The organism is Glutamicibacter sp. FR1, assembly GCF_047300825.1.
In the GTDB taxonomy this organism is placed as follows: Bacteria; Actinomycetota; Actinomycetes; order Actinomycetales; family Micrococcaceae; genus Glutamicibacter; species Glutamicibacter nicotianae.
In genome coordinates, this window is sequence record NZ_CP178602.1 from 2,191,220 (window position 1) to 2,209,982 (window position 18,763).

Below are 18,763 nucleotides of genomic sequence, written 5' to 3' on the forward strand. Positions count from 1 at the left end.
ACCGCATATCCGGCGATGGATCTCTGCTTCTGATAACGGCCGGTTGCGGCCCGCTATTTGGTTTTCTTGCTCTTGGCCGGCTTCTCTGCCAGCTTTGCCTCGAATTCAAGTTTCTGCGCTCTGGCCGAGGAGAGGACAAACCCCATGGCCAGCATGATGGCGAGCATGGCCGAGCCGCCGGAGGAAATGAACGGCAGCGGAACACCGATCACCGGAAGCACTCCGGTGACGGTACCCAGGTTGACGAAGGTCTGGCCGATGACCCAGGACATCAAGCAGCCCATGAGCACCTTGGTGTACATGTCGTTGGCGCGCGCAGCAATGCGGTACATCGCCAAGGCCAGCAGGATGAACATGACCAGCACGAAGAGCACGCCGATCAGGCCGAATTCCTCGCCCAGGATGGAGAAGATGAAGTCGTTCTGCGCTTCGGGGACATAGGACCACTTCATGCGGGACTGGCCGGCACCCACTCCGAACCAACCGCCAGAAGCGAAGGCATGCAGGCCCATGCTGGCCTGGTAGCAAAGGTCATTGCTCGGACCGCAATCGGTATCCAGCCAGGCGAGGATGCGCTGCCGGCGGTTGGACGAAGCCAGGATCGCGACGGAGAGGCCTGCGACGCCAACCGCGGAGAACGCCGCGAGCCACTTCATCCTGATGCCGCCAAGGAACATCGCCGCGGCAATGATCATCAACAGGACCAGTGCGGTACCCACATCCTTGCCGACCACGACGAGGCCGACGATGAAGATGCCGACGGGAGCCACGACGGGGACGATCAGATGCTTGATGTCGTGAAGCATGTGCTGCTTCTTTTCCAGCATGAATGCAGCGAAAACTGCCAAGGCAAGTTTGGCGAACTCGCTGGGCTGCAAGCCGAAGCCGCCGATGCGGATCCAGTTCCGGTTGCCGAGTACCGTGTGGCCAAGTGGCGTGAATGCGACGAGGAACAGCAGGATGAACGCCGCCATCACGGAGGGCCACGCCAGCCGCTTCAGCACTTCCGGCTTGATGCGCTGCATGATCAGCATGCAGACAATGCCCACCGCGGCGAAGCCGCCCTGGGCCAGTGCCACGGTGAAGCCGTCCCGGCCCTTGGCGATCGCTTCCACCGATGCCGATGACTGGACCATGATCACGCCGAAGACTGCCAGCGCGATGGAGCCCACGAGCACCAGCCAGTAGTCGGTGGAGGCCATGCGTCCGCTGGAGTTCTCGACGGTGCTGAGCATTTTGCCGATTCGCGCGTACCAAGGAATCTTGGCTTTGGATCCCGCTGGCTTCTTGTTGGATTTCATCGCCATCGGTGCCTCCTGCCTTGGTTTCGTTTGTTCGGTCAGCTCTCGACTACTTCTCTTCGCCAGCTTTATCCATCAGATCACTGACGGCAGCGATAAATGCGTTGCCACGCTGGGCGTAGGAGCTGAATTGGTCCATCGAGGCCGCGGCCGGTGCCATGAGCACCGTGTCCCCTGCCTCGGCAACTTCGGCGGCCTTGGACACCGCACGGGTCATGACCTGCGCGCCGCTGGGGGCTGAACCGTCGTTGCCCTGCGCCCCGCCGGTGATATCGATGACTTCGACCTCTGGTGCGTGGGTGGCCAGCGCTTCGCGCAGGCCCGCGGTGTCGGTGCCGATGAGCAGCACCTTGGACAGGCGCTGCGCATGCTTGGCGATCAGCTCCCCGTATTCCACGCCCTTGGACACGCCGCCGGCGATCCACACCACGCGGGTGAAGGCCGCCAGCGAAGCGTCGGCCGCGTGCGGGTTGGTGGCCTTGGAGTCGTTGATCCACAGGATGTCGTCCTTGCGGGCCACGGCCTGGATCCGGTGGTATCCGGAGTCGAAGTTCTTCAAGCCCGCCGCGACGGCTTCCGGGCTCACTCCGCAGGCGCGGGTCAGCGCCGCGGCGGCGGCCGCGTTGGCGGCGGTATGGCGCGGGACAATCTCGCCGATCTCCTTCAGCGCGATGAGTTCCACCGCACTGGTCTTGCGCTCTTCGATGAAGGCGCGGTCCACCAGCAGACCCTCGACAACGCCCACCATCGACACCGCGGGGGTATCTGTCGTGAAGCCGATCGCACGGCAGCCTTCGATGACGTCAGCATTTTCCACCATGGTGATGGTGACCTCGTCAGCCGCGTTGAAGATCGCCGCCACCTGGGTGCGTTCGTAGATCTTCGCCTTGGCGGCCTTGTAGTTCTCGAAACCGCCATGCCAGTCCACGTGGTCTTCGGCCAAATTCAGGACCACCGAGGCGACCGGCGAGATGCTGTGCGTGTAGTGCAGCTGGAAACTGGAGAGCTCGACGGCGAACACGTCGTAGTCCACCGGTTCGCGCACCGCATCGAGGATCGGGGTGCCGACATTGCCGACGGCGACGGCTTTCAGCCCCTCGGCACGCAGGATCGCTTCGGTCATGCCCACGGTGGTGGTCTTGCCGTTAGTGCCGGTGATGGCCAGCCACTGTGGCGCTGTGTGGCCGGCACGGTTCTGCACGCGCCATGCCAATTCGATATCGCTCCAGATCTCGATGCCTTTGGACTCTGCTTCCGCGATGACCGGGTTGCGGGGGTTCCAGCCAGGGGAAACCATCACCAGCTGGGCCTGCTGGCCATCGACCAGCGGCAGGCACTGGACGTTGGCGGTGCCGAGCAGCACCTCGTGGGCGCCGACGATCTTCAGGGTCTCGGCGCGCTGCTGGTTCATCTGGTCATCGCGGCCATCGATCACGGTGACGATGGCGCCGAGTTCGATGAGGGTGTCGGCTGCCGAGAATCCGGAGAGCCCCAATCCTGCGACGACAACTCGCAGGCCTTTCCAATCAGCATCCCAGCTGTTCAGCGAGTCTAGTGATTTGCCAGCGTTTGCGCTCACAGTGCGACAACCCATTCAGAGTAGAAGAGACCCAGGCCCGCGGCCACGAACAGGCCGGCAAGGATCCAGAATCGGATAACGACGTTTTCCTCGGACCAGCCCGAGAGCTCGAAGTGGTGCTGCAGCGGTGCCATCTTGAACACGCGCTTGCCGCCCGAGATCTTGAAGTAGCCCACCTGGATGATGACCGACAGTGAGATGATCACGAACAGGCCGGCGATGACTACGAGCAGCAGCTGGGTGCGCGAGAGGATCGCGAAGGCTGCCACGGCACCGCCAATGGCCAGCGAGCCGGTGTCGCCCATGAAGATCTTTGCCGGCTTGGCATTGAACCAGAGGAAGGCGATCAGCGCACCGGAGAGCGTGGCTCCCAGCAGCGCGAGGTCCTGCGGGTCGCGCACCGAGTAGCAGACATTCAGCGAGTCGATGTTGCTGCAGGCCTGATTCTGCTGCCAGATGCCCATCAGTGTGTACGCGCCGAAGACCATGATCGAGGCACCGGTAGCCAGCCCGTCCAGGCCGTCGGTGAGGTTCACGCCATTGGTGGCACCGGTAACAATGAAGTTCGCCCAGAGCACGAACAGCACCATGCCCAGCAGCGGCCCGGCAAATGCCAGGTCGATGTTTGTGTCGCGCAGGAAGGAAATAGCGGTGGAGCCGGGGGTCAGGCCCTGCTCGTTCGGGAACTGCAAGGCCAGCACTGCGAAGCTGATGCCGAAGAAAGCCTGCAGGACGATCTTCTGCCAGGCGCGCAGGCCCAATGACCGCTTCTTGAAGATCTTGATGAAGTCATCGAGGAAGCCGACCAGGCCCATGCCGCCGAAGAGCATCAGCACCAGCAGGCCGCTGGCGGTGACTCCCGACGATGTGCGCCCCATCAGCGAAAGGATGCCATGGGTGGCGAAGTACGCCACGAACACGGCCAGCACGAAGACCACCCCGCCCATGGTGGGGGTGCCGGACTTGATGGAGTGCGAGTTCGGCCCGTCATCGCGGACGACCTGGCCGTACTGCTTCTTGGTGAGCAGGCGGATGTACAGCGGCATGACCACCATGGTCAGCACGAGGGCAATGCCTGCCCCCAGGATCAATGCGATCATGCGTTATCGCCTTCCTTCGCGAATGCTGCGATCTCGTCGCCGAGGAAACGCAGGCCTGCCCCATTGGACGATTTGAACAGCGCGATATCACCCGGCTGCAGCTGTTCCTGCAGCAGTGCGCGGGCTTCATCCACGTCTTCCACGTAGAAGGCCTCGTCGCCCCAGCTGCCTTCGAGCACAGCAGAGTTGTAGGCGGGCTTGGCCCCGCGGCCTACCACTACAAGTTTCTTGATGTTCATGCGAACTGCCATGCGGCCCAGCAGGTCGTGCTGGTGGATGCTGTCATCACCCAGTTCCAGCATTTCGCCCAGCACCGCCCAGGTGCGCCGGCCTGGTGCGCCGTCGGCGCCCAGGCCCAATTCGGCCAGGGTCACCAGCGCGGCACGCATTGATTCAGGGTTCGCGTTGTAGGCGTCATTGATGATGCTCACACCGTCAGGACGCTCGATGCGTTCCATCCGCCAGCGGCTGCCAGCGGCTCGGCCTTCAAGGGCGGCGGCGATCAGCTCCGGGGCAATATCCAGCGCCAGTGCTGCGTTCGCCGCGGCGAGGATGTTGGTGACGTGATGGCGGCCCAGAAGGCCCGAGGTGATCCGCTTGCTGAAGCCGCCGGGGAACTGGAGGGTGAGCTCTGGCTGCCCGTGCTTGTTCACGGCAACGTCGGTGGCCCAGACTCCAGCGTTCTCCGGCTTGCTGTTTCCGGTGCCGAAGAAGCGCACTGCTCCCCCGGAACGCGAATCCATGCGGGCCACGCGAGGGTCTTCGGCGTTCAGTATGGCGATGCCATCGGCGTCCAGTGCCTCTACCAGCTCGCCCTTGGCCTTCTCGATGTTCTCCACCCCGCCGAATTCGCCGGCGTGCGCGGTGCCGACGCACAATACGACGCCGACCTGGGGATGCACCATATCGGTGAGGTAGGTCAGGTGGCCGATGCCGGTAGCACCCATCTCGATTACCAAATACTTGGTCTCTTCGGTGGCGTTGAAGACCGTCAGCGGTACGCCGACTTCGCCGTTGTAGGAGCCGATGGGCGACACGGTCGGCGCCACCTGCGACAAGATGCCTGCGAGCAGGTCCTTGGTGGTGGTCTTGCCGGCCGAGCCGGTGATTCCCACGACCTTGGCGTCGTTCTTTTCCTTGAGATGCGCAACGATGCGGGCGGCGATTTTGCCCATCGCTTCCACCGCATCGTGAACGATGACCGCCGGGTGCTCCCTGCGGTCTTCGTCATAGGTCACGCGTTCGGCTAGGGCCAGCACGGCGCCGGCGGCGCGTGCACGGTCGATAAAGGCGTGCCCGTCGGAGAATTCTCCGGGCTTGGCAACAAATAAGGCACCCGGGACGACTTCGCGTGAGTCAGTGGTCACGGAAGTGATCACCGTGTCGGGGGCGGCTGTGGCAGTCGCTTTTCCTCCGGTGATGTCCAGCAGGTCGGTCAGAGACAGTTCAATCATGGCAATAAGGACTTTACACTTGAGCGGTGGCGATAGTGGTCTTGTACGTTCTAGGATTTGGTCACAAATCCATGAAGATTCAGCGCGTTCGCCAGTTCCACCCGGTCATCCAGTTCCACGTCGATTCCCGCGACGTCTTGGCTGACTTCATGTCCGCGCCCGGCCACCAGGATCGCATCGTTGGCACCGGCCAAACTCACAGCGAACTCTACGGCTTTGGCGCGTGGCGCGATGTTGAACACCTGCACCTGCGGACGTTCGGAATCGAGCACTTGCTGTGCGCCGGAGGCAACCTGGTCGCGGATCGGCGCCGGGTCTTCGCCATGGGGATCGTCGTCGGTGACAATCACGATGTCCGCATGACGGGCCGCTACCGCTCCCATATCCGGGCGCTTGGTCTTATCGCGTTCTCCGGTGGCGCCGAAGACAACGATGCGACGGCCCTGCTCCCCCGGGCGGATGGAATCCAAGGCCTTGGCCAGGGCATCTGAATTGTGGGCAAAGTCGACAACGGCCACCGGTGACTCGCCTACGACCTGCATGCGTCCGGGAACGGCGACCGATAGCGGGTCCTTGGAATCCAGGGCACGCTGCAAGGCGTCGAGGTCTGCGCCGCCAGCGAGCACCATCAGGGCCGCTAGGGCGCCGTTGGCGACGTTGAACATGCCTGGCAGCAGCGTACGGGTCCGCAGCTGGCGCCCGTCGCGGTGGACCAGGGTGAAGCTGTGGCCCAGGCCGCAGTGCTCCAGCTCGGTGACCCGCCAGTGGGCCGTGGCATGATCGCCATCAAGGCTCAGTGTTTCGGTGGGCACCAGGGCGCGATCGGCCAGACGCTGGCCGTATTCGTCATCCACCATGACCACGGCGCGATCGGAGCGTTCGGCGGTGAACAGTTCGGCCTTGGTTTCGAAGTACTCGTCCATCGTGCCGTGCAGGTCCAAGTGATCCTGCGTCAAGTTGGTGTATCCGGACACGGCGAAGCGCAGCGCATCGACCCGTCCATAGCTCAACGAGTGGCTGGAGACCTCCATGGCCACCGAAGCCACTTCCTGCTGGGCCATGCGCGAGAGCACCCCATGCAGCTGGGTGGATTCCGGGGTGGTCAGCACGCTGGGGATGATCTGCCCGCGCGCGGACATCTCGATGGTGCCGATCAAGCCGGTTTCTTCGCCCAGGGCATCCAGGATTGCGCGGATCATGAAGGTGGTGGTCGTCTTGCCGTTGGTGCCGGTCACGGCGAACAGCTTCGGGCAGCGCTGGTCCGTTCCGTAGACGGCTTGCGCGATCACTGCGGCGGATTTGCGGACGTCGGCCACGACTGCCACCGGGATGGCGAGATCGTCGCCGAGGAATTCGAGTCCGGCGGTATCGGTGATCATCGCCACTGCGCCGTTGCCGATTGCGGTGTCCACGAATTCGGCTCCGTGGCGCTTGGCGCCGGAGATGCCCAGGAAGACGTCTCCTTGCTGGACGATCTGCGGGTTGAGGCTGACTCCGAGGATTTGCGGAGCGGCATTGAGCAATGCTCCAGTTCGCACCGCACCTGCTGTTCCGCAGAGCTGGTCGAAGCCAATGCCGGCGGTGCTGTCCGGGCGCAGGTACCGTTCTAGCTCACGCGGAGTGTCGGGGTTCTGGACTACCAAGATTTCTTCTGATCCTCACCTACAAAGACGTCGTACGCCTCTGATTTAGTCGTGCTCGGTGGCACATTGAATGTATTGAGAGTATGGCTCATGACATCGGTAAACGTGTCCGCTACCGAGAAGTCTTTCCAGTTGCCCTTTGGCCGGTACATTGTTGCCACGACCACGAACTGCGGATCCTCCAATGGGGCAACGCCCGCAAAGGAATAAGTATATCCGTCATAGCCCTTGGCGCTTGCCGCCTGGCCGGTACCGGTCTTGCCGCCCACTCGGTACCCGGGAATGCGCTCCTTGTAACCGGTACCGTGGTCCACGACCGATTCCATGAGCTTGAGCATTTCCTCAGCGGTGCTCTTCTTGACCACGCGCTTCTCTTCAGGCGCCGGAATCTTGGTGATCGAACCATCTTCGTTCCGGTAGCCCTCGATCAGGCTAGGTGAAAGCCGAACGCCTTCGTTGGCCAAGGTCTGGAATATCGAGGCGGTGTGCAGCACGGTCTGCGAATAGCCCTGGCCGAACATGGTGGTGTACTGCTGGCGCCGGTCCCAGTTCTCGGGATGGGCGAGCTGGCCGGCGCTGGCGCCGTTGAGCCCTACGCGGATGGGCGAACCCAATCCGAAAGCACGCATGTAGTCGTAGCGGGTCTGCTTGCTCATCGTGTTGCCGACCATCACGGTACCGGTGTTGTAGGAGCGGGCAAAGATGCCCGAAACGGTCATGTCGTACGTCGGGTGTTCCAAGGAGTCGTTGATGGTTTCCTTGGTGAACGTCTTCTTATTCGGCACGCGCATCTCGGTCAGCGGATCCACGCCGCCCTGGTCAATAGCGGCAGCGAAGATCGGGGCCTTGCCGGTGGAACCCGGTTCGAAGGCACGGGTTATGGAGGTGGACCGGCGGAATTCGGGCTTGGTGGCGACTGGATCATTCGGATCCAATTCCGCGGAGTCGCCGATGGCTAGGATCTTGCCGGTGTCGACTTCCATGACCACCACGGAAACCCATTCGGCATTGAATTCGGCCTGCTTCTTTTCCGCTGCGCGCTGGGCAACGTAGTTGATGTCCGAGTCGATGGTGAGGATGACATCCTGCCCATCGACGGCCGGTGTTTCTTCCACCTCGGTGACAGGAATGCGCACGCCATCGGCGCTGATCTCGTATTTGCGGCTGCCTGCCTTGCCGGCGAGGTATTCTTCCTGACTCAATTCCAGGCCTTCGGCACCGACCACGGATGTCTGGTCTTCGGAATTGCGCACGAAGCCCAGCAATGGCCCGGCGATCACCCCTTGCGGGTATTGGCGTTCGCTGCGCAGCAAAGAGGCAAGTCGGGGAATGCCAATTTCAAGGACTTCGTTGCGCACTTCCGGGGTCACGCTCTTGGCCAGCACGACGTAGCCCTTCGGCTCGGCGTCCCCCTGCGGACGCACCTTCTTGGCCAGTTCCTCGCGGTCCTGGTCCAGGGTTTCGGCTAGTTCATCAATGGCCTGGTCCCACGTAATGCGTTCCTGGCCGTTGGTGCCGTCCCGCTTGGCGCGGCGAATGGTCTCGCCCTGCTTGCGCTGGTCGATGACCAGATCGTAGCGGTCCACGGAGACAGCTAGCGTCGTGCCATTGCGGTCTTCAATGGATCCGCGATTGGGCGCAATGTTTTCTACGCGTTCGCGATTCTCTTGCGCGGCGTTGGCAATGGTTGCCGAGTTGATGCCCTGGACCCAGACAAGCCGCCCGAGGATCACCAGCAGCAAAACCACGGAGAGGATCAGCACTAAGCGCATTCGCTTTTTTGCAGTATCGATTGCGGTCGAGCTCACAAAAGAACCTAACTTTCCCTCAGCGCGGTTTTCCAGCAGCGGCAGCCACCTGTATCTAGCTTAGAAAGAGCTGGCTACTCTGCTGGGGATTTGATGCTTGGTGCAGGGATCGTGCCCCCATTTAGCTCAGTGTCCTTGAACACTGGGCGGCCGTCCTTGTCGATTTCACGTTCGGTTTTCTCGGCCTTCACCTCAGGTTCCTTGGAACCATCAGTGGCTCCTGATTCCTTCTGTGAATCTGCTGAGGCTTTACCCACAGAGGTCTTCGGCGTGTTTGATGCGTTGGCTTCGGTTTTGCTTTCGCCCTTGCGGATGCTGTCGCCTGGCAGCGGAATAGTTCCATATTCCTGCTTGCTGTTCTTGGCCTTGACGGCCTTCTCAGCCTCCTGGGTAACCTTGCCCTCAGAGAGGCTGATCAACCCTGGAGCGCCTGGCGAAACCAAGCCGAGGTCCTTTGCCTTTGCGGCCAGCGCCTGCGGGGCTGCCAAGGACTGGGCTTCCTTCAACAGGGCCTGATTCTCTTGGGAGAGTGCGCGTTCCTGCGATCGCAAGTTCACAATGTCGTACTGCCGCTGAGCTACCGAAGTATTGAGCAGCACCAGCGTGACGATCACGCTGAAGGCCAAGAAGATCAGCACCGCAGACATGGTGAACATGGAGCGCTTGTTGGTCTCGTTCATTTTGGGAACCAGCGAAAGCGTTACGCGCTGGCGCGAATCCCCTTTAGGCAGGTTGCTAGCTGGGACGGGCTCGGGTCGCATTGCACGCGCAGTGTTACCGTCGACAACCGGCTGGCTGTTCACGGCTGCGGTCTTCTGCACGCGGCGCTGGGCTCGTTGGCTCATGCTAGCTCCTCTTCAACACTCGTTCCACAGCACGCAGGCGGGCTGAGGCTGCACGTGAATTTTCTGCTATTTCGTGATCGCTTGGCTTCTCGGTGCCCTTGGTGAGCACCTTGTATTCAGCTTTGTGTTCATCCAGTTCCACCGGGAACCCCGGAGGAGCCGACGAGGTTGATCCTTGGACGAAGTGCCGTTTGGTGATCTTGTCTTCCAAAGAGTGATAACTCATGACGACAACGCGTCCGCCTACGTTCAAGGCCCCCATTGCAGCCGGGATGGCGCGTTCCAGGACGTCAAGTTCCTCATTCACCGCAATACGCAAGGCTTGGAACGTTCGCTTGGCAGGGTGGCCATGGTTTCGGGCGGCCGCAGCCGGCACGACGCTGCGGATCACGTCAACGAGTTCAGCGGTGCTGGTGATGCGGGTCTTGGCACGCGCCTCGACGATTGCCGTCGAGATGCGGCCGGCAAACTTCTCTTCGCCCCACTGCCGGATAATTCGAAGCAGTTCGTCGCGTTCCAAGTCGTTGACGAGGTCCTCGGCAGTTGGACCGACCGACGTGTCCATGCGCATATCCAGCGGAGCATCATAGGAATAGGCGAAACCGCGTTCGCGTTCGTCGAGCTGCAGCGAGGATACGCCGAGGTCAAACAAAACGCCGTCAACGCCAGGGAATCCCAGGTCTTCCACGACATCCGCAATTTCGTCGTACACGGCGTGCACGAGGTCGATCCGGTCTTGGAACGGAACGAGTCGAGCACCCGCAAGTTCGTGCGCCTGCTCGTCGCGGTCTAGACCGATCAGGTGCAAATTATCGAACCGTCGCAAAATGGCTTCGGAATGCCCGCCCATGCCGAGGGTGCAGTCAACCACAATTGCCCGACGGCCTTCAGCATTGGCTCGCTCAATACCTGGAGCTAGCAAATTAACACATCGGTCCAGAAGTACTGGAACGTGGCGTTCGGATGCTGGTCGTTGGGAATCCTGATTTGGCACTGCGCCCCCTTTCGCTTTCGATCTGCTGTTGAGATCAGATCCCCCTCCAACCAAGTGGCGATCCAATCTTCTGGCTCCGGGGAAGTGAAGCCAGACGATTTTCTACCCCATGGTGGCTGGAGATCTCATCCCAACAAACAGTGTGTCTTGTCGGCCTAGCGCCCGAGGGCCTAGTCTTCGTCGGTATCGGAGAACACGTCTTCTTGTTCGTCCAAGTACTGCTGCCACGCAGTTGAATCCCAGATTTCAATACGGTTACCCGCACCGATAACTGTGACCTCCCGATCCAGACCTCCGTAAGTGCGCAGCACTTGCGGAATAGTTACGCGCCCCTGCTTATCTGGAACTTCATCCGAGGCCCCTGAGAGAAACACACGTGCGTAGTCGCGTGCTCGCCGAGAGGTCAAGGAAGCCTGCGCCAGTTGCTCGTGCTGCTTCTCAAACTCCCGCTGGCTGAAAACGTAAATGCAACGCTCTTGGCCACGGGTGAGAACCAGCCCGTAGGACAGCTCATCCCGATATTTAGCTGGAAGAATCAACCGGCCTTTTTCATCGAGACGCGGTGTGTAGGTTCCTAAGAACATGCACACCACCTTTCGCGTGAAGTGGCCGGAAGCCCCATTCTCCTCTACTTGCCTCCACTTTACTCCACAACCCTCCACTGTCAATGCAATTTCAGTTGTTTCGCGAGGGTATGGACTTAAGAAACAGCTGAATCTAGCGGGTGCTCAGCCTATGCTCAGGTGGAGGGAATTGGATCAGCAGTCGGCCCGGTCAAGCATCATTCAGAAATTTGACGCACAGAATCCCCGGAATATAGCTAATTTCAGGCGCTGTGGTGGAAAGTGGAGGAGCCCGGGGAGGAAAGTGGAGGCTGGCTCGGCCAACCAGGTGGAACCAAACCTTGGAATCTGCATAGAATGCAAGATCACTAGAAAGAGGTGCGTTCCCCCGACGCTGGCATGCCGAGTATCCAGGGCAGCCATTCTCGGCACTAAGCCAAATCTCTCTCCTCGCGGCATCTGGCGCACAGGGGCTGCAGCGGCGCAAGGAGCACAGCTTAAACGAAAAAGAGGTGCAACCCTTAGGGTCACACCTCAATATCTATTGCTGATCAGCTATCGGACTGATCACGTTTCCGCTGGTTCCATTTTTCCTCCAGGCCGGAAAGGAACTGCGAATTATTCTTGCTGGCCGATTTTGCGCCCGCTCCCTTGGAAGGACCGATTTTTCCGGTAGCCGTTTTTGTCAAGGCGAGCAGTACACCTCCGAACATCACGGCGAATCCGAGGACGCCAACGATGATGATGTGCTGGGATATTCCAAAAATGAGCCCCGCAAGGCCGGCGATTACCAGCAAGATGCCCAAAACAATATTGCGGGTCGACAGGCGCCCTGTGCCCGATGGGCCCTTCATGCTGGAAGCGAAGCGACGGTCTTCATGCAGCTGCTTTTCCAACTGCTCCAACAAACGCTGCTCGTGCTCCGATAGCGGCATCGTCTTCTCCTTAAAAAGGCAAACCTGACGGTCGTCCACCGTCTCCAAGTTCAACGTCGCGCCAATGGGAAAAGTTCCCCGGATTCGATTGAACTTACTTCAAGGATAGACTCTTTTGCACTCGCCCTGCTAGTTGTTCTTCACCACTGTCCAGATATCCATACGATCTACACAGAATGCGTTTATTCCTTGGGTCGCAGAAAACGAGCCGGGGTCACAATGGACTGCGGAAATTTCTGTCCGATCTGGTCAGCGATCCGTTCTGCTTCTCGCGCTTTCTCTTCACGCGGGTCCAAGCTGAATTGCAGACCCAACTCATAATCTTGCAATCTTTCAGCTCTCACTCCGATCAACCGGACTGGTTGGGCCAAGGGAGTCAATTTCCGCAACAGTGCCAGCGCGGACTCGCTAATTTTCGTAGATGAATCTGTAGCGGCAGCAAGAGCCTTCGAACGCGTAATTCCAGAGAAGTCCTTGTACTTGATCTTGATCCCAACACCGTTGGCTGATTTGCCGTGCTGCCGCAGCCGCTGACCGACCCTATGGCTTAGCCGCAATAGCTCACCCTCAAGCACCTGCGACTCCGTGATGTCAACCGCGAACGTGTGTTCAGAGGAGATGCTTTTTTCATCCCTGCTAACTTCCACCGGACGGTTGTCTATCCCCCGCGAGAGTAGGCGCAGGGCCCGGCCATGCTCCCCCAGCCGGCTGATCAATCGCGCTTCCGGCTCGGTAGCAAGCTGCCCAACGGTCTCAATTCCCAAGGCATGGAGCTGGTCGGCGGTACGTTTTCCCACGCCCCACATTTTTGACACCGGCAATTCGTGCAGGAATTCTTCGGTTCTCTCGGGGGCAATTACAGCCAATCCGTCTGGCTTGGCGTAGGTCGAGGCCAGTTTCGCAACGAATTTGTTCCTTGCGATGCCCACGCTTGCTGTCAGGCCCATTTCCGCGCGTATGTATTCGCGGATTTTCTGGGCAATTTGCACCGGACCGCCAAGCATGCGCATGCTTCCCGTAACGTCCAGGAATGCTTCGTCAACACTGACTTGCTCAACGAGGGGAGTCAACGTGTGGAAGTAGGCCATGATCTGCGCTGAGGCTTCCGAGTACTTGCGATGGCTTGGCTCGATCACAGTAGCTTCCGGCATCAGCGGGATCGCCTGGCTCATCGGCATCGCCGAATGGATCCCGCGGGCGCGGCAGTCATAAGAGGCAGAGAGCACGACACTGCGTCCTGAAGGATGCCCCACAATGACTGGCTTGCCCACCAGGTCAGGGCGGTCACGCAGTTCCACGGAAACGAAAAAGGCATCCATATCGACATGCAGGATCGCTCGCTCCGTCATTCCAACCCTCTCCCTTTCTTCTGGCCACACCGTCAGCGTACTCGAATGTATATTCGAGTTTAGCCCACGAGCTGAATCCAGCAGTGCCTTCTTTGCCAGACGTGAATCACCGGTAGAGTTGTTGCTAACCACCAGTTGCTTACCCGTAGAAATGATTTTGCATGTCGATGCCTGATTCCGTGCCGGCCCTCAGCAGTGAAGCCCAGGGCTTGAGCCGCAGCTACACCTCTGATGTTGCTCAACTACTGGAGGAGTTTCTGGCTGCGAAAAGCGATGAAGTTGGTCAAATCACCAGCAGCGCCATCGAAATCGTCAATGCAATCACCTCGCTGACCCGTGGCGGCAAGCGTCTCCGTGCGCTGTTCGCTTTCTGGGGCTACCTTGGCGCCGGCGGACAACCTGAAGATCGCGACATTGTTCGCCTCGGGGCCGCTTTGGAGCTCTTCCAGGGTGCAGCGCTTATCCACGATGACATCATTGACAACTCGGATACCCGACGCGGCCAGCCGAGCGTCCATAAGCGATTCGAGGCCCAGCACCTGCAGCTTGGACTATCGGGGAGCGCTTCGAGCTACGGCACGGCCAGCGCAATCCTTGCCGGTGACCTATGCCTGTCACTAAGCGAGGAAGTTTTCTCGGGCATTACGTCCCTCACCCCTCGGGCGCGAACCATCTTCAATCAAATGCGCACCCAAGTTATGGCCGGTCAATATCTCGATGTTCTCGAAGAGTCTGCAGGTCCTGCCTACGATCCGAAGGAAGCGGTCAAACGCGCTCGCACCATCGTGCGCTTCAAGTCAGCGAAATACTCCACCGAAAACCCGTTCTTGCTTGGCGGCGCGTTGGCAGGGGCCAGTGAAGTGCTTTTGAATCACTACTCTGAATTCGCGCTTCCACTGGGCGAGGCGTTTCAGCTGCGTGACGATGTCCTGGGCGTGTTTGGCGATCCAGAAATCACCGGCAAACCGACCGGCGGCGATCTGCTGGAAGGCAAGCGGACTGAGTTGATTGCCCATGCACTGCTGCTTTCAACTCCTGGCGATCAGGACTTCATTCAGGGGCGTCTCGGCGCAGCGGATCTCTCTCAAGAGGAAGTTGCACGGCTCAGCAATATTCTGCGTGATAGCGGCGCTTTGGCGGCAACGGAGCAGAGCATTAGCGAATTGACTACCCAATCAGATCTCGCGCTCGAAGCATTGCAGGTCTCCCCCTTGGCCCTGGCGGGAATGCAACAGCTTAGCGACGCCGTGACAAAGAGAAGTAAATAGCGAAACGTTACTAAAACTAAACAAAAGGTCTCAACCACGTATCCGTCAGGATGATGGTTGAGACCTTTTGATTATGCTGGGCTTCTTTCGGGCCTACCAGCCCAGTGCCTGCGCCCTGCGGCGGATCTCGGTTTTTCGCCCCGTACGCAAAGCATTCATTGGCGTGCCAGGCAGCGTCTCATCCTCGGTGAACAGCCATACGATGGCTTCTTCATCCGAGAAGCCGGAATCCGACAGTACCGAGAAGGTGCCTTTCAGGCTTTCAACCACGATGCCATCTTGGAGAAAATCTGCAGGGATCGAACGGACATTGCGTTCGCCGATTCGCAACGAAACAATGGCACGCTCATCCAGCAGGCGGTGCACACGGCGAATGTCTACTTCTAATTCTTCAGCCACATCGGGCAGGGTCAGCCACTGGCCGACGAGTTCTACGGTTTCCTTCACCTCTCAAGGTTCCCACAAATTCCTGATTCGCGCAGAAATTTGGATGAAACCCACCTCAGCAGTTCCTATCAGTCACAGTAGTAGTGTAAATTTTCTTGTATCACTTTGATAACAATTGCATCACAGACAACATGAGGAACGATTTCCCTTTGTTACCTGCGGAGCAAAGCCCGTTATTTTCACCGTATAAATGAGGATTGACTCCATGCCCCACGAATCCAAACATGCTTCCAAGCATGCGTTAGGCGTTGTAGCAGGCGCGGCCATTCCCGCTGCGGTCATCGGTAGTCTCGCCTTGGCTCCAGCAGCGCAGGCAGCACCGACGATTATTCCTAACACCTCAGGAAGCTTTGCCAAGGCGGTGACTCCAGAGACCATCAAGGTTGCTGAGGACCAGATAAAAGCCCACCTGATCGCTTCGCGCGTATCTACGTTGGGCTTGCCAGCCAAACGAGATGTTTCTGAGATCAAGATTCCAGCAGGCGCATCCCTGTGGAGTATCGCTCGGGAATACGACACCACGGTATCCGAGCTGAAGAAGCTCAATAACCTCAAGAACGATTCGATCATTGCCGGCAAGACGCTCAAGGTCTCCGGTCACGCTTCAAAGAGCAGCTCCAAGGGCAAGTCTTCAAGCTCTTCGTCATCGGCGTCCACCTACACGGTTAAGAATGGCGATACGCTCAGCGGCATTGCTAGCAAGCACAATATGAGCTTGTCGGACCTGCTAGACAAGAACGACATCTCGGCAAGCAAGGTGATCTTCCCCGGCGACAAGCTGAAGGTCAAGGGTTCGGCATCGAGCTCCAGCGGTGCAACCCATGCGAAGAAGTCTTCGTCCTCTGGTTCTTCGACTTACACCGTGAAGAGCGGTGACACCCTCGGAAGCATCGCCATCAAGCACAACATGAGCTTGTCGTCGCTCCTGAGCAAGAACGACATCTCGGCAAGCAAGGTGATCTTCCCCGGCGACAAGATCAAGGTCAAGGGTTCGTCCTCCTCCGGCTCGTCTCCGAAGTCGTCCCAGAAGAAGTCCTCCTCGTCTGCTTCTTCGAGCTACACCGTCAAGTCCGGCGATACCCTCAGCGGCATCGCCACTAAGCACGGCATGAGTCTGTCCGATCTGCTGAAGATCAATGACATTTCAGCCAGCAAGCCGATCTTCCCAGGCGCCAAGATCAAGGTATCCGGCGGTTCGTCGTCAAGCTCCACACCGAAGAGCAACGCTGCGCCTAAAGCAAAGAGCTCGACCTACACGGTCAAGTCCGGCGATACCCTCAGTGGCATCGCGACCAGCCACGGTATGAAGCTGGCTGCGCTGCTTGATCTGAACCCGGAGTTCAGCGCGAGCTCGCCTCTGAAGATCGGCGCCAAGCTGAAGGTATCGGGCTCGTCGGTTGCGCCGTCTGGCGAGGTCAAGAAGCAGAAGATCGGCAATACCTTTGCTGGTCGCACCTATCCAGACCACGTTGTGAGCAACGCGAACTCGAACAAGGATTACCTTGACTCGATCGATGTGCCGAGTCGCGGCGAGATGCAGGCCCTGATCCGTTCCACTGCACAGAGCATGGGCGTTGACCCTGCACTGGCATTGGCACACGCATACCAGGAGTCTGGCTTCAACATGCGCGCGGTATCCCCTGCAAACGCCGTTGGCGCCATGCAGGTGCTGCCAAGCACTGGTGACTGGATCGCATCGGTCATTGGCCAGGACCTGAATGTCCTGAACCCTCGCGACAACGTCGTTGCTGGCGTCGCAGTTATTGCCTACAACTTGGACAACACCGACAACCTGGACGATGCAATCGCATCGTACTACCAGGGGTTGGCTGGCGTTCGCAACAACGGCATGTACGAAGACACCAAGCATTATGTAGCCAGCGTCAAGGCTCACATGAAGAACTACCGCTAAAAAGACACAGAAGAGGCGGACCAAGCACGTAGAGTGCTTGGTCCGCCTCTTCGTATTGCGGCTAGATCCGGTCTTTAGGCTGTACGCCGGTCAAGATCCAGCGGCATGTCGATCACCACTTTGGTGCCGCCTTTCTCGCCCTGCAGCCAACGGATTTCACCCGATAGCTCGCTAGTCACCAGGGTTCGCACAATCTGCAGCCCAAGACCCTCGCGGCGCGGTTCCTCCGGCAAGCCATGGCCGTCATCCTCAATGACAACACGCAGCCAATCTTTGCGATCGGCACCCTTGTATCGTTCTGCGACCAGGGCAACCTCGCCATCACGATGCGCCAATCCATGTTCCACCGCGTTGGTCACCAACTCGTTGATCACCAGCGATAACGGTGTTGCCAAATCAGCGTCAAGCATGCCAAAATCGCCTTCACGGCGGGTAGAGACCCTTTGTTCCGGAGAAGCAATTTCCACGATCAATCGGAACTGGCGATCCATCAGATCATCGAATTTCACGGTTTCGTTCAGGCCCTTGGACAGGAAGTCATGGACCGAAGCAATAGTGGAGACCCGGCGCATGGCCTGCTCCAGCCCCTGCTTGCCGTCCTCCGAGCTCATACGGCGAGATTGCATGCGCAACAGCGCCGCGACAGTCTGCAAGTTGTTCTTCACACGATGGTGGATTTCACGGATTGTCGCGTCTTTTGTAACCAGTTCCTTTTCGCGGCGGCGCAGTTCAGACACATCGCGGCAGAGCACTAGAGCACCCCAGCGCTTTGATTCGTTGCGAAGCGGGATGGCGCGCAGCGAAAGCGTGACTCCGCGGTGTTCCACCTCGGTACGCCATGGCATCTTGCCCTGGAGAACCAGTGGAAGAGTTTCATCGACGACGCGTCGGTCGCTGACCAGCGCCATCGTCAGGTCAGCCAGCGGCTGGCCTTGCAGTACGTCGGCTGCGCCTAGACGGCGGAAAGCTGAAACAGCGTTGGGGCTGGCGAATTCGACGGCGCCATCAACACCGAGACGGATGAAGCCATCGCCGACGCGTGGCGCTCCTCGGCGCGATCCCGTGGGGCTGGCGAAGTCAGGCCACAGTCCTTGAGTGCCCATCTGCAACAGGTCATCCGCGCTTTGCCGGTAGACCAATTCCAGGTTGCTGGGCGTGCGGGACTGGTTGGGGTCGAAGTGGGAGGTGATCACCGCAACCGGGCGGTTCTGGCGCACCAGCGGAATCGCCTGCACAGTAGTCAAGCCCATGATGATCTCTTTGCCGGCCTGTTCCGCAGAGCGTTGCACTTCTTTGGTTTCCCAGGCGTGGTCAACCATGATGCGCAGGTCCTTGCGGATGCGTTCGCCCACGAAGTCGCTATGGAACGCGGTATGCGAGGTAGAAGGACGCACGTGTGCCAGGGCCGTGTAGGAGCCGTCCCCGGTGGGGAACCAGAGCACAAGGTCTGCGAATGCGAGATCCGAGACCAGCTGCCAGTCCCCCACCAGAAGATGGAGCCAATCCTCATCACCCGGTGCAAGTGCGGCACGTTGACGTAGTTCTTCGGTGATGAGGGCCATTAG

General features: G+C 59.4%; 15 protein-coding genes. 2 read left to right on the forward strand and 13 right to left on the reverse strand.

Annotated features, from left to right (window positions below):
• Window positions 1-53: 53 nt before the first annotated feature.
• From ftsW to dinB, 11 genes are all read right to left on the reverse strand, one after another.
• Window positions 54-1,307: a putative lipid II flippase FtsW gene (ftsW, locus tag ACLQ8T_RS10575; RefSeq protein ID WP_204722456.1), complete on the reverse strand. Its 1,254-nt coding sequence runs from the start codon at window positions 1,305-1,307 to the stop codon at window positions 54-56.
• Between the two features lie 43 nt (window positions 1,308-1,350).
• Window positions 1,351-2,895 (reverse strand): UDP-N-acetylmuramoyl-L-alanine--D-glutamate ligase, encoded by a 1,545-nt coding sequence (murD, locus tag ACLQ8T_RS10580; RefSeq protein ID WP_204722457.1) that lies wholly within the window; start codon window positions 2,893-2,895, stop codon window positions 1,351-1,353.
• Window positions 2,877-3,980 (reverse strand): phospho-N-acetylmuramoyl-pentapeptide-transferase, encoded by a 1,104-nt coding sequence (mraY, locus tag ACLQ8T_RS10585; protein WP_204722458.1) that lies wholly within the window; start codon window positions 3,978-3,980, stop codon window positions 2,877-2,879. The genes murD and mraY overlap by 19 nt, the downstream gene beginning before the upstream one ends.
• On the reverse strand, window positions 3,977-5,434 hold the full coding sequence (locus tag ACLQ8T_RS10590) for a UDP-N-acetylmuramoyl-tripeptide--D-alanyl-D-alanine ligase (protein ID WP_204722459.1): 1,458 nt from the start codon (window positions 5,432-5,434) through the stop codon (window positions 3,977-3,979). Before ACLQ8T_RS10590 ends, mraY begins: the two co-directional genes overlap by 4 nt.
• A gap of 50 nt (window positions 5,435-5,484) precedes the next feature.
• Entirely contained in the window at window positions 5,485-7,077 is a 1,593-nt protein-coding gene (locus ACLQ8T_RS10595) for a UDP-N-acetylmuramoyl-L-alanyl-D-glutamate--2,6-diaminopimelate ligase (RefSeq protein ID WP_204722460.1), read from the reverse strand.
• Window positions 7,071-8,885, reverse strand: coding sequence for a peptidoglycan D,D-transpeptidase FtsI family protein (locus ACLQ8T_RS10600; protein WP_413454615.1), 1,815 nt, complete (start codon window positions 8,883-8,885; stop codon window positions 7,071-7,073). Before ACLQ8T_RS10600 ends, ACLQ8T_RS10595 begins: the two co-directional genes overlap by 7 nt.
• A 74-nt stretch (window positions 8,886-8,959) precedes the next feature.
• On the reverse strand, window positions 8,960-9,730 hold the full coding sequence (locus ACLQ8T_RS10605) for a hypothetical protein (RefSeq protein WP_413454616.1): 771 nt from the start codon (window positions 9,728-9,730) through the stop codon (window positions 8,960-8,962).
• 1 nt (window position 9,731) lies between these two features.
• Window positions 9,732-10,724, reverse strand: coding sequence for a 16S rRNA (cytosine(1402)-N(4))-methyltransferase RsmH (rsmH, locus tag ACLQ8T_RS10610; protein WP_204722463.1), 993 nt, complete (start codon window positions 10,722-10,724; stop codon window positions 9,732-9,734).
• A gap of 170 nt (window positions 10,725-10,894) precedes the next feature.
• Window positions 10,895-11,308, reverse strand: a complete 414-nt coding sequence (gene mraZ, locus ACLQ8T_RS10615) for a division/cell wall cluster transcriptional repressor MraZ (RefSeq protein ID WP_038990697.1) — start codon at window positions 11,306-11,308, stop codon at window positions 10,895-10,897.
• A gap of 530 nt (window positions 11,309-11,838) precedes the next feature.
• Complete coding sequence (locus tag ACLQ8T_RS10620) at window positions 11,839-12,261, reverse strand: DUF3040 domain-containing protein (RefSeq protein ID WP_338085783.1); 423 nt, start codon at window positions 12,259-12,261, stop codon at window positions 11,839-11,841.
• A gap of 143 nt (window positions 12,262-12,404) precedes the next feature.
• Complete coding sequence (dinB, locus tag ACLQ8T_RS10625) at window positions 12,405-13,571, reverse strand: DNA polymerase IV (protein WP_204722464.1); 1,167 nt, start codon at window positions 13,569-13,571, stop codon at window positions 12,405-12,407.
• A 161-nt stretch (window positions 13,572-13,732) separates the two neighbouring features.
• Between dinB and ACLQ8T_RS10630 the strand changes: the two genes are divergently transcribed.
• Window positions 13,733-14,839 carry a polyprenyl synthetase family protein gene (locus tag ACLQ8T_RS10630; RefSeq protein ID WP_204722465.1) on the forward strand — a complete coding sequence of 369 codons (1,107 nt, stop codon included), beginning with the start codon at window positions 13,733-13,735 and terminating at the stop codon, window positions 14,837-14,839.
• 93 nt (window positions 14,840-14,932) lie between these two features.
• Here ACLQ8T_RS10630 and ACLQ8T_RS10635 read toward each other — a convergent pair whose 3' ends face one another.
• A complete protein-coding gene (locus ACLQ8T_RS10635; protein ID WP_204722466.1) occupies window positions 14,933-15,286 on the reverse strand; it encodes an Rv2175c family DNA-binding protein in 354 nt (117 codons plus the stop codon).
• Between the two features lie 205 nt (window positions 15,287-15,491).
• Here ACLQ8T_RS10635 and ACLQ8T_RS10640 point away from each other — a divergent pair, with 205 nt between their 5' ends.
• Window positions 15,492-17,198, forward strand: a complete 1,707-nt coding sequence (locus ACLQ8T_RS10640; RefSeq protein WP_204722467.1) for a LysM peptidoglycan-binding domain-containing protein — start codon at window positions 15,492-15,494, stop codon at window positions 17,196-17,198.
• 74 nt (window positions 17,199-17,272) lie between these two features.
• Here ACLQ8T_RS10640 and ACLQ8T_RS10645 read toward each other — a convergent pair whose 3' ends face one another.
• Entirely contained in the window at window positions 17,273-18,760 is a 1,488-nt protein-coding gene (locus ACLQ8T_RS10645; RefSeq protein ID WP_204722468.1) for a sensor histidine kinase, read from the reverse strand.
• Window positions 18,761-18,763 lie beyond the last annotated feature (3 nt).